This is a genomic window from Microbispora sp. CL1-1, assembly GCF_012034195.1.
Classification (GTDB): Bacteria; Actinomycetota; Actinomycetes; order Streptosporangiales; family Streptosporangiaceae; genus Microbispora.
On sequence record NZ_JAATEK010000075.1, the window covers coordinates 1 to 12,494 of the forward strand.

The window sequence follows — 12,494 nt, forward strand, 5'->3', positions numbered from 1 at the left end:
GTGCGGGCCGCGGCGGCGCCCAGCGTGGTGGCCGGCGACCCGCCAGGGGTGGCCGACGGGCTCGGCGACGGGCTGTTCGGCGGCGTGGGCGACGGAGACGGCGACGGCGACGGCGACGGGGAGCTCGGCGTGGTGCTGTTGAGACCGAGGAAGTTGATCGCGTAGCTGATCATGCCGTTGAGGGGCAGCGAGTGACCCTGACCGGAGACGCTGATGCCCTCGACCGGAGGCTGGGTGCCGTTGTTGCCATACCGGGTGCGGGTCCAGCCCGACGAGGGGCTGTCGGTGGACACGGGCGTCTGGCTGACACCGTGGAGGTTGGTCCACTGCTTGATCTCTTCGCCGAAGTTCGGGTAGGCCAGCGTCGTGTCGTTGGTGCCGTGCCACAGCTGCATCCGAGGATAGGAGCCGCTGTAGCCGGAGTACATCGACCGGGCCAGGTCACCCCACTGCTGGGCGCTCTTGATGCTCTGCCCGCTGGAGCACTGGCTGTTCCAGGTGGAGCCGTCGTTCGTGGCGAAGCAGCCCGCCGGGACGCCCATGAAGGCCGAACCCGCCGTGAAGACGTCCGGATACTCGGCCGCCAGCACGTTGGTCATCATCGCGCCGGAGGAGACGCCGCTGACGTAGACGCGGCCGGGGTCCACGTTGTAGCGCGACTTGGCGTAGTCGACCATCGAGATGATGCCGACCGGGTCGCTGCCGCCGCCCCGCCGCAGCGCCTGGGGCGAGTACACGTCGAAGCACTGCCCGCTGCGCGTGGCCTCGGGGAACACGATGATGAACCCGTACTGGTCGGCCGCGTTCACGTAGTCGCGGAAGTATCCGCTGTACAGCGCCGACGCGGTGCCCGTGCAGTAGTGGACGGCGACCAGGAGCGCCGGCCGGGCCGCCACCCGGTCCGGCACGTAGATGTACATGTTCAGGTTGCTCGGGTTGTTGCCGAAGTTGGTCACCCGAGTCAGGGAGGCCGCGGCGGCTGGTTGGGTGACCAGCAACGTGGTCGCCGCGACCACGGGCATCAGCACTGCGGCCAATAGGGCCACGATGCGTCGTCTCACGTGCGCTGTCCTTCCTCCGGTAGCGCCGACCGGGAGGTGTGGCCATGGCGTCCGGGATCGGGCTCCCGTACTTCTCGCAGGCCGTGGATGCCCCACCCGCACCGAATCGGCGATGTGAATGTTTCCGAAGCGTGCCTAAAACTTTCTGGGCACTCAACCCGCAGATCACCTGGACTTCTGCGGCGGCGAAGAGCAGGACGTCAGAGGCATCCCCTGCCGCCGGGGAGCCGAGGAGCTTTGGAAAGTTTCATGAAGACGCCGAAATGTTGTCAGATCGCCGGGGCGGCATGCGGCCGCGCGTGAGCGTGACGCGTGAGCGGCGCCCGGCGCGCGGGCATGGTCTACAGCCGGGGGAGGCGACGACAGGAGCCTGGACATGCTGGAGGTCATCGGCGCGGGACTTCCGCGCACCGGAACGACGTCGGTGAAGGTGGCCCTGGAGCGGCTCGGGTTCGGGCCCTGCTATCACTTCTACGAGGTCCTGCTCCGCCCGGAGCTCGCCGCACGATGGCTGCCCGTCTGCGCGGACGGGGCGGCACCCGACTGGGACCGGGTCTTCGAGGGCTTCCGCTCCTGTGTGGACTGGCCCGCCAGCTTCTTCTGGCGGGAGCTGGCACGGGCGTATCCGGAGGCCAAGGTCGTCCTCACGGTCCGCGACCCGCAGAGCTGGTATGCCAGCTTCCGCCTGCTGGGCTCGCTGGGCCCGCGCGAGCCGCTGCGGGAGGACGAGGCGCCCGAGTCCATCCGTCCGGTGGTCGCCGCGATCACGAGTCTCCGGCCGCTCTTCGAGCGGATCAGCGGGTCGTTGTTCGGGGAAAACCGGCAGCCCGGTCACAGCCCGGACGAGGAGCGGGCCGTCGCGGCCTACCACCGGCATGTCGCCGAGGTGCTGGCCGCCGTTCCCGCCGAACGGCTCCTGGTCTTCGACGTACGCGAGGGATGGGGACCGCTGTGCGCCTTCCTCGGGGTCGCCGCCCCCCCGGACGTCCCGTTCCCGCACCTCAACGACGCCGCGTCGATCCGCAGGACGTTCGAGCTCATGCACACCGAGGGCCGCGTCCACGTCCCCTTCGCGCCCGGAGGCTGACGGCGGACGGCCGCGCACCTCACCGAACGGGTCCGCGGCACCCGGGCCTGGGACGCGCCCTCCCCCGTCGCGGGCTGGGCCGCCCGGGCCACCGGCCAGGACGACCGGCTCGACGCCGGCTTCTGCGCCGAGCTGCTCGCCGGGATGGAGCAGATGGAGCGGGTCATCCGCGCCTCCGGCCGGTTCGGCGCCCGGGTCGAGGTGCCCGGTGATGCGGACGTCCAGACCAAGCTCGTGGGTTTCATCGGCAGGGACCCGTTCTGGCGGAGCCCCGGCCCGTCCGCCTGATCTGCGCCCTCGTGCTGCCAGGTCGAGCGTGACCGCGGTCGCGGAGTCGTTGGTGCAGGTCAGGGTCCGCGTGGCCGTCGGCTGGGCGGCGGTGACCGACAGGGTGGCGCTCAGCGAGTTCGCGGTGACCTGCCGGCTCACCGCGCGGACCGCTACTTCATCACGCGGGAGCGCGGCGTCGTCAGCGCAGGAATGCCGCGGCCTCTCCGGCGTCGACGGGGATGTGCAGGCCGGTGGTGAGGGACAGGTCGCCGCCGGTGAGGGCGAAGACGGCGGCGGCGACGTGCTCGGGCAGCACCTCGCGCTTGAGCAGAGTGCGCCGGGCGTAGAACTCGCCGAGCTCGGCCTCCGGCACGCCGTAGACGGCCGCCCGGTTGGTGCCCCAGCCGGAGGCGAAGATGGCGGAGCCGCGGACCACCCCGTCGGGGTTGATCCCGTTGACGCGGATGCCGTGCTCGCCGAGCTCGGCCGCGAGCAGGCGCACCTGGTGGGCCTGGTCGGCCTTGGCCGCGCCGTACGCCACGTTGTCGCGCCCGGCGAAGACGGAGTTATTGGACGCGATGTAGACGATGTCGCCGCCCATGCCCTGCTCGATCATGACGCGGGCCGTCTCCCGGGAGACGAGGAACGAGCCGCGGGCCATCACGTCGTGCTGGAGGTCCCAGTCGTCCACGGTGGTCTCCAGCAGCGAGCGCGACAGCGACAGCCCGGCGTTGTTGACCACCAGATCGACCCCGCCGAAGGCCAGCACGGCCTGCCGTACGGCCTCGACGACCTGGGCCTCGTCGGTGACGTCGGCCTGGACGGCCACGGCCGCGTCGGCGGGACGATGCGCGTGGGCCCCGATCTCGGCGGCCACCTTCTCGGCGGCGGCGAGGTCGCGGTCGGCGACCACCACGCAGGCGCCCTCGGCGGCCAGGCGGCGGGCGGTGGCCGCGCCGATGCCCGAGCCGCCGCCGGTGACCAGCGCGATCCGGGTGGACAGCGGCTTGGGCGCCGGCATCCGCCGCAGCTTGGCCTCCTCCAGCTCCCAGTATTCGATGCGGAACTTCTCCGACTCCTCGATCGGGGCGTAGACCGACAGCGCCTCGGCGCCGCGCATCACGTTGATCGCGTTGAGGAAGAACTCACCGGCGACGCGGGCGGTCTGCTTGTCCTTGCCGAAGGAGAACATGCCGACGCCCGGCACGAGCACGATGGCCGGGTCGGCGCCGCGCATCGGGGGCGAGGCGGGGGTGGCGTGCCGTTCGTAGTACGCGCGGTAGTCCTCGCGGTAGGCCGCGTGCAGCTCGCCGAGGCGCGAGATCACCTCCTCCAGCGGCGCGCCGGCGGGCAGGTCGAGCACGAGCGGCGCGACCTTGGTGCGCAGGAAGTGGTCGGGGCACGAGGTGCCGAGGGCGGCCAGCTCCGCGTGCCGCTCGCGGGACAGGAAGTCGAGCACCTCGGGGGTGCCGGTGTAGTGGCCGACCTGGCGGACGTCGGTCGAGCACAGGCCGCGCAGCACCGGGAACAGCTCCGCCGCCCGCTCGCGCCTGGCCCGCTCCGGCAGCGGCTCCCAGCCCGGCATCACCGGCCCGAACGGCTCGGGCCTGCCGCGCTGGGCGATGTACGCCTCGGCGGTGCGGATGATCCACAGCGAGTTGCCGGCGCATTCCGCGGAGGTGTCGCCCCAGGCGGTGATGCCGTGGCCGCCCAGGATGCAGCCGACGGCCCGGGGGTTGGCGTCCTTGACGGCGGCGATGTCCAGGCCGAGCTGAAAGCCGGGACGCCGCCAGGGCACCCAGACGACCCGGTCGCCGAAGATGCGCCGGGTCAGCTCCTCGCCATCTGCGGCGGCCGCGATGGCGATCCCGGCGTCGGGGTGGAGGTGGTCGACGTGCGCCGCGTCGATCAGGCCGTGCATCGCGGTGTCGATCGACGGCGCCGCCCCGCCCTTGCCGAACGCGCAGTGGTCGAAGGCGGCGACCATCTCGTCCTCGCGTTCGACACCCGGGTAGACGCCGGTGAGCGCGCGCAGCCGGTCGAGCCGGAGCACGGCCAGGCCCGATTCGGTGAGCGTGCCGAGGTCGCCGCCCGATCCCTTCACCCACATCAGTTCCACGCCGGTGCCGGTGACCGGGTCGAGAGCAGTGCCCTTGGCCGAAGCGTTGCCCCCGGCGAAGTTCGTGTTCCGGGGGTCGGCTCCCAGCAGGTGCGCGCGTTCGAGCAGCTGCTCAACCGGCGTGGTCATGCGATCTCTCCCTAGGCATGCACGGACGATACTTGGACCTTTAGGACTATTTGCTACAAAACGGACAGCACGCGGCAGGCTACAGCGGCGGGCCGGGCGTCCGGAGACCGGCCCCCGCTCACGTCCCCCCGATCACGACCCCCCGATCACGACCCCCCGATCACGACCCGGCCTCCGACCCGGCCCCGAGCCCGCACCCCAACCCCGGCTCCCGCCCCCGGCCAACACCGGACGGCCTGCAAGGGGCGGCGGAGCCGGCGAAACGTCAGGGCGTACTCGACGGGCTGCGGGCGGCCGGGCCGGTGCGCTCGGTCGGCGTGGACTCCTGGGCGGTCGACTACGGCCTGCTCGACGGCGACGGGCGGCTGCCCGGCCTCCACCACCGGCCTGTACGACGTCCGCGCCCGCGCCTGGTCGCACGACCTGGCATACCGGCCGGCCTCCCGCCCGGCATCTGCCGCCGCTGCGCGAGCCCGGGACACCCGCCGGTACGCTCCGGCCCGAGATCACATCCGCGGCCTCGTCCGCCGCAGCGAACCGCTTCGGGCCTACCGGCCCCGGGGCGGGGGAAGCGCCTGGGACCACGCCGAGTCCCGCCTGCCCACTCCCTCGTGGGCCGGCATCAGCGGACGCGGCCCACGCCGCCGAGCGCGCCGGCCTTGCCCTCCCGCACGAAGGGGTAGTCGGTGTCGGGCCGCCACTCGTGCAGCGGCACCACTCCCGGCTCGACCAGGTCGAGCCCGTCGAAGAACGCGAGGACCTGGTCGTACGACCGGGAGGTGGTGCCGGGGACGGAGGTCCGGCTGAAGACCTTCCGGCCCTCCTCCTCCTGGTCGTCGCTCAGCTCGCCGAGGGAGCCGTGCGACACGACCAGGTAGCCGCCCGGCACGAGCGGCTCCCGGAGCGTCGCGACGATCTTCATCGCCTCCTCGTCGTCCGGGATGAAGTGCAGCACGCCGAGCAGCAGGACGGCGAGCGGCTGGGAGAAGTCGATGTGCTCCCGGATCTCCGGGTGCCGCAGCAGCGCCTCGGTGTCGCGCATGTCCGCCTCGACCGCGCGCACCCGGTCGTTCTCGGCCAGGATGGCCCGCGCGTGGACGAGGACGATGGGGTCGTTGTCCACGTAGACGACCCGCGACTCCGGGGCCACCTCCTGGGCGACCTGGTGGACGTTGCGCTGCGTCGGAAGTCCGGCGCCGATGTCGAGGAACTGGCGGATACCCTGCTGCGCGAGGTACGTGACCGCCCGGATCAGGAACTCGCGGTTCTCCCGGGCGATGTCGGGGAGGTTGGGCAGGATCTCGATGATCTTCTCCGCGGCCTCGCGGTCCGCCGCGAAATTGTCCTTGCCACCCAGGTAGTAGTCGTACATCCGGGCGACGCTCGGAGTAAACGGGTCGACGCCCGCGGGCGCCTTACGCTCGTCCACAACACTCCCCTCGTCGTACATAAATGATCGTACGGCCTTGATCGCGACAGGGAAGACACGTCACCGATTTGTCATCCAAGGCCAGGAACCGGCACGAAGCGGATGAGGCTCGACGAATCCGTTACCGGCGGTCCGGGACCGCTCGCTGACGTGCCGAGACGGTAACTTTCCGGCTTTCGGGACAGCACGTTAACGGCCTCGACGCACGTCTCACACTCTTGACAGTGCGCGCCGTCCCACTTACGGTCACGAAACATCGCCGCAATCTATCCGCAACAGGAAATGTTAGCGCTAACAACCGAGGAGCCTCCTTGATGAGAAGCGGTCCCCCCGCCGCGGCTCACCCCGCCCCTCCACGGGAACGTTTCGCACCGGGCCGCCCACGCATATTCGGCTCCGCCCACGAGCGATCACCTCACGGCCGCCCACCCGCGCCCGAGGTGAACACCACACTCTCCGCCCGGCACAACCGGTAGGACACGCGCCCCTCCCGCCGGGACTCCAGCCGGCCGGCCCGCGGACGCCCCCCTCCGCAGGCCGGCTGTCCGGCCGCATCTCAGCCGACCGCTCACTCCGATCCCACACCCCCTCGCGTCAGGCATCGCCTGACATCGCTCAGCAGAGGAGTTTCGCGTGCCCGAAAATCGCCGATCCCCGGCGGTCCCCCGGCGGTTGCGGAGGATCTCGCTCGCGACGGCCGCCGCGCTCGTGTGCGGCGGTCTCGCGGCCCACGGCGGCGTGGCGAACGCCTCCGCCGGGTGGTCGCCGGCGCCGTCGTACACCTCGACCGACAAGGGCGACGGCACCTACACCGTGCCGATCACCAATGCCGACGTGCCCGACATCAGCGTGGAGCGCGTCCCTGCCGCGGAGAACAAGGAGCACCGCGACGTCTACTACATGATCAGCACGACCATGCACCTGAGCCCGGGCGCGCCGATCATGAAGTCGTACGACCTGGTGAACTGGGAGATCGTCAACTACGTGTTCGGCCGGGCGGACATCGGCGACGCGTTCTCCCTGCGCAACGGGCAGAACTCCTACGGCCAGGGCCAGTGGGCGTCGTCGCTGCGCTACCACGACGGCAGGTTCTACGTCGTCTTCAACACCAACAACCTCGGCGGCGCGTACCTCTACAGCACCGACGACGTCGAGAACGGCAAGTGGACGCGCACGCCGCTCGGCCGCGGCCTGCACGACCCGTCGCTGTTCTTCGACGACGACGGCACGCCGTACATCTTCTACGGCTCCGGCGGGACGAGCGCCGTACGCCTCAAGCCGGATATGTCGGGCATCGACAGGGACTATCCGAACATCTTCACGGCGAACGACTACGCCGGAAAGCCGTTCATCGGCGGGCTGTTCGAGGGCGCCCAGGTCTTCCACATCAACGGCTATTACTACGTGGTCATCATCACCTGGCCGTCCGGGCAGGGACGCCAGGTCGTCATGTTCCGCTCGAAGGACCTGCTCGGCCGCTACACGTCGGCGGACGGCTCGAACACCTACGAGGCGCGCGGAGTGCTCGACTCCAACGGCTTCGCCCAGGGCAGCCTCGTGCCGATCTCCCGCGACGGCGGCACCGACTGGTATGGCATGTTCTTCCGCGACAACTTCCCGATCGGGCGCACCCCGGCGCTCATCCCCGCGACCTGGCAGGACGGCTGGCCGACGTTCGGCACGGACGGGGTCGTGCCGGTGGGCGGCGCGTTCGCCAAGCCGATCACGCTGAGCCCGGCGGAGGAGACGTTCGAGCGGCAGAAGAGCCTCGTCGCCTCCGACGACTTCGCCAACGACGCGCCGCACCGGCCGTACATGGACGAGCAGTGGACGATCCCCGACCCGCCCTCGTACGACGACTCGCTCATCGGCGTCGAGCTCCTGCAGAACCCCGGGTTCGAGGCCGACGCGGTCTCCCCGTGGGGCACGCAGTACGGCGCGACGATCACCCGCGACACCACCGACCCGGCCGCGGGATCGGCGGCGCTGAAGGTGAGCGACCGCACGCTCAACGGCTCCGGGCCCAACCAGTTCCTCAACGGCAAGGTGCAGCGCGGTGTGACCTACACCGTGTCGGCGAAGATCAAGTACACCTCGGGCCCGAGCAGCATCCGGTTCAACCTCGTGGCCGACTGGGGCACGGGCGTCCAGACGATGGCGTCCGGGAACGTTCCCGCCGGGCAGTGGACGACCGTCACGGGCCAGTACACCATCCCCTCGACGGCCAACGTGGACAACTTCAAGTTCGCGATCGAGACCCCGTGGGCCAACCCGCAGCCGGCGTCGTCGAGCGTGGACTACCTGGTCGACGACGTCTCGATCGTCGGGCAGCCGGTGACGACCGAGAGCCCGTCCGAGGAGGAGATCGCCCCCAACGGGTCGCGGCTCGACCCGGTGTGGGAGTGGAACCACGCCCCCGACAACCGCTACTGGTCGCTCACCGACCGGGACGGCTGGCTGCGGCTGACGACCGGCAAGGTGGTCACCGGCAAGTACGTCTACACCAAGCTGTCCGGCCGCGACGAGCTGACCTGGTTCGAAGAGGCGCGCAACACGCTGTCGCAGCGTACGTTCGGGCCCCGGCAGTCGGTCGAGACCAAGATGGACATCTCCGGCATGAAGAACGGCGACGTCGCCGGTCTGGCCGCCTACAACCGCGGGTTCTCCTATGTCGCGGTCAAGCGCGTCGACGGCCAGAACACGCTGGGCGTCGTCAACCGCGTGCAGCCGTTCGCGGTCGACATCGACCAGTCGGCGGTCGAGAGCTTCGTGCCCGGCACGACGGTGCCGCTCGGAGACGCGACGCAGGTGTACGTGAAGGCGGACCTCGACTTCAGCTCTCCGGTCGGGCAGCTGTGGACGACGTTCTACTACAGCCTCGACGGCCTGAACTGGACCCAGCTGGGCAGCCGCGTCGGCCCGCAGACGCTGGACGGCAGCCTCTCGCACTTCATGGGACACCGGGTCGGCCTGTTCGATTACGCGACGAAGGAGAAGGGCGGGCACGTCGACTTCGACTACTACAAGCTCAGCGACACGCTGACCGCGCAGAACAAGGCCCTCGACACGAGCGGCCTCGACGCGGCGATCGCACACGCGGGAACGCTCGACGAGCGCGACTATCCGGCGGACGCCTGGGCCGACATGCGGGCCGCGCTCGACACCGCGACGGCGGCGCGGGCCGGTGAGTTCGGCACCCAGAACCAGATCGACGCGCCGGAGCGGGCGCTCAGCTACCAGCTCGCCCGGCTCGGCACGCTCAAGACCGCCTCTCCGGAGGTCAGGCTGACCGTCACCGCCGCCTCCCGCTGCGTCGGCAGCTCGGCATACGTGGCGGTCACGGCCGTCAACGACTCCGGCGTTCCGGCGACGATCACGCTGACGACGCCGTACGGGTCCAAGACGGTGGCCGACGTGGCTCCGGGCAAGCAGGCGTACCAGTCCTTCAACACCCGGGCCGGGAACATCGACGCGGGTTCGGTGACCGTCACCGGCACCGCGACGATCGACGGCAAGCAGGTCACCTCGTCCTACGACGCCGGCTACGCGGCGGCGAGCTGCCGCTGACGACGTGGCCGGCCGGCAGCCGATCGCCGGCCGGCCCCGCACCACCGCACCACCCGCACCACCCCGGGCCGGTCGGCCGCCCGGCCGGCCGGCCCCACCCCCCCACACAACACGTCGCGCGCGTCCGCGCGGTTCCTCGGGGCGTCGTGTTCACGGAGAAGTCCCAGGTCAAGGAGATCATTCGTGTCGAAGCGCGTTGGAAAGACGACCCGGCGACGGGTCGCCGCGATAGCGATGGCCGGTGCCCTGCTGGGCGCCGCCGTCACCGCGACGGCGGGACCGGTGCAGGCCGCCGCCCCGAACATCATCGTGAACGGCGGGTTCGAGGACGGCCTGTCCGGCTGGTTCGTCAACAACGGGAACTCGACCGACGGCGCGACGCTGTCGCCCACGACGGACGCGTACGCCGGTTCGGGCGCCGTGCTCGTCACCGACCGCAAGACGACCGGATCCGGCCCGATGCAGGACCTGTCCGGCAAGGTCCAGGCCGGCAAGACGTACGCGGTCACGGCGCGGGTGAAATACGAGAACCCCAACAGCCCGGCGACCAAGCAGTTCTTCGCCACCATGCACTACGGCGGCGCGACCTACACGAACGTCGGCACGGTGACGGTCGCGCGCGGGCAGTGGGGGCTCATCCAGGGCACGTTCACGATCCCCGCGAGCCAGAGCGTCGCGACCGCGCGGCTGTTCATCGAGACGCCCTGGACATCGGATCCCGGGTCCGCCCCGGACACGCACCTGATGGACTTCAAGGTCGACGACGTGTCCGTCACGGAGTTCGTGCCGTCCACGACCATCGAGGCGCTCGGCAAGAACCCCGGCGAGGGCAACCCGCTCATCTCGCACAAGTTCGGCGCGGACGGCAACGCGTTCGTCCACGACGGCCGCGTGTACATCTACATGACCAACGACACGCAGGAGTACAAGCCCGGCCCCACCGGGGTCTCCTCGACCAACACGTACGCGAGCATCAACACGATCACGGTCATCTCGTCCGACGACCTCATGAACTGGGTCGACCACGGCGAGATCCCCGTCGCCGGCCCGAACGGGGTCGCCCGTTACGCGAACAACTCGTGGGCCCCGGCCATGGAGAGCAAGGTCGTCGACGGCAAGGAAAAGTTTTTTCTCTACTTCGCCAACAACGGCGGCGGCTCCGGTGTCATCGTCGGCGACTCGCCGATCGGCCCGTGGCACGACGAGCGCGGCAACCTGCTCATCACGAGCGCGACGCCGGGCGCGTCCAACGGCATCAACTGGCTGTTCGACCCCGGCGTGTTCATCGACGACGACGGCCAGGGCTACCTCGTCTTCGGCGGTGGTGGCGACGACGGGACGCGCAGCGCCGAGAACACCAACCACCCGAAGTCCACGCGCGTGATCAGGCTCGGCGACGACATGATCAGCACGCAGGGCTCGGCTGAGGTCATCGACGCGCCGCTCGTGTTCGAGGCCGGCCACCTGTTCAAGCGCGACGGCAAGTACTACTACTCGTACTCGTCGAACTTCGGCTTCGGCGGCCCGATCGACCCCAACGGCCCGCCGACCGGTGCCATCGCCTACCTCATGGCCGACAGCCCGATGGGCCCGTGGACCCCCGAGACGTACAAGGGCATCATCTTCCGCAACCCGGGCACCTACTTCGGCGCCGGCGGCAACAACCACCAGTCGGTGTTCAAGCTCGGCGACCAGTACTACTTCACCTATCACGCCCAGACGCTCAACAGCCGCATCACGGGCGGCGCCACCCAGGGCTTCCGCAGCCCGCACCTCGCCAAGCTCGACTTCAACGCCGACGGTACGATCAAGGAAGTGCGGGGCGACTACAAGGGCGTCGAGCAGATCCGCGACCTCGACCCCTACCGGGTGATCGAGGCCGAGACGATCGCCTGGCAGCAGGGCATCGCGACGAAGAAGATCGACGGCGGGTCGGAGGAGTTCGGCGCGCAGGCCCCGAACCTCGTGGTGCACGACATCGACAACGGGGACTGGACGTCGCTCGCGAAGGTCGACTTCGGCGCGGAGGGCGCCACCGGGGTCACGGCCAAGGTGCGCCCGCTCGCCACCGGCGGGAAGATCGAGGTTCGCCTCGACGGCCGCACCTCGCCCGTGGTCGCGACCATTCCCGTCGACGCGCCGCTCGGCGAGTGGACGAAGCCGACCGCCAGGCTCGACGGCGTCACCGGCGTGCACGACGTCTACTTCACGTACGCCGGGCCCGACGGCGCGGACCTCTTCGAGGTCGACTCCTGGTCGTTCGAGGCCGCCTCCTCGCCGGAGGTCGCCCTGACCGTCACCGCGTCCTCCCGCTGCATCGGCAGCTCGGCGTACGTCGCGGTCACGGCCGTCAACGACTCCGGCGTTCCGGCGACCATCACACTGACCACCCCGTACGGGTCCAAGACGGTGGCCGACGTGGCTCCGGGCAAGCAGGCCTACCAGTCCTTCAACACCCGGACCGGGAGCATCGACGCCGGCACGGTCACCGTCAAGGCGACCGCCACGATCGACGGCAAGCAGGTCACCTCGTCCTACGACGCCGGCTACGCGGCGGCGAGCTGCCGCTGACGACGTGGCCGGCCGGCAGCCGATCGCCGGCCGGCCAGCGGTGGCGAACTCACGATGAGGACGCCGCCACCGCACCACCCGGGGCCGGCCGGCCGCCCGGCCGGCCCTATCGGCCCGGAATACCTGGGCGTGTGTTCCGGACGCCCGCAATGGGGGCCATACGCCCATAATGGGACCGGATGCCGCCCGGAAACCGCACGGCCGCCATGCGAACGGGCGCTCACGACCAGACAGGAGAGACCCCGTTGCCGAAGAGCCGTC

General features: G+C 70.4%; 7 protein-coding genes. 4 read left to right on the top strand and 3 right to left on the bottom strand.

Features of this window, described 5'->3' with window-relative positions:
- Positions 1-1,061, bottom strand: a 1,061-nt coding sequence (locus tag HCK04_RS39090; RefSeq protein ID WP_142652571.1) for a PHB depolymerase family esterase, incomplete at its 3' end; no start/stop codon positions are given.
- A 376-nt stretch (positions 1,062-1,437) separates the two neighbouring features.
- Here HCK04_RS39090 and HCK04_RS39095 point away from each other — a divergent pair.
- Positions 1,438-2,148: a sulfotransferase family protein gene (locus HCK04_RS39095; RefSeq protein WP_142652572.1), complete on the top strand. Its 711-nt coding sequence runs from the start codon at positions 1,438-1,440 to the stop codon at positions 2,146-2,148.
- 153 nt (positions 2,149-2,301) lie between these two features.
- Positions 2,302-2,436: a hypothetical protein gene (locus HCK04_RS43995; RefSeq protein ID WP_260617564.1), complete on the top strand. Its 135-nt coding sequence runs from the start codon at positions 2,302-2,304 to the stop codon at positions 2,434-2,436.
- Positions 2,437-2,617: 181 nt separating this feature from the next.
- Here the strand turns inward: HCK04_RS43995 and HCK04_RS39105 are convergent, their stop codons facing one another.
- Together HCK04_RS39105 and HCK04_RS39110 are read right to left on the bottom strand one after the other, a co-directional pair.
- On the bottom strand, positions 2,618-4,666 hold the full coding sequence (locus HCK04_RS39105; protein WP_142652573.1) for a bifunctional aldolase/short-chain dehydrogenase: 2,049 nt from the start codon (positions 4,664-4,666) through the stop codon (positions 2,618-2,620).
- 622 nt (positions 4,667-5,288) lie between these two features.
- Positions 5,289-6,095 (bottom strand): SAM-dependent methyltransferase, encoded by an 807-nt coding sequence (locus HCK04_RS39110; protein WP_260617565.1) that lies wholly within the window; start codon positions 6,093-6,095, stop codon positions 5,289-5,291.
- 633 nt (positions 6,096-6,728) lie between these two features.
- On the opposite strand from HCK04_RS39110, the gene HCK04_RS39115 reads away from it, so the two are divergent.
- Positions 6,729-9,662 (top strand): family 43 glycosylhydrolase, encoded by a 2,934-nt coding sequence (locus HCK04_RS39115; RefSeq protein ID WP_142652576.1) that lies wholly within the window; start codon positions 6,729-6,731, stop codon positions 9,660-9,662.
- A gap of 183 nt (positions 9,663-9,845) precedes the next feature.
- Positions 9,846-12,233, top strand: coding sequence for a family 43 glycosylhydrolase (locus HCK04_RS39120; RefSeq protein WP_142652577.1), 2,388 nt, complete (start codon positions 9,846-9,848; stop codon positions 12,231-12,233).
- Positions 12,234-12,494: the final 261 nt, after the last annotated feature.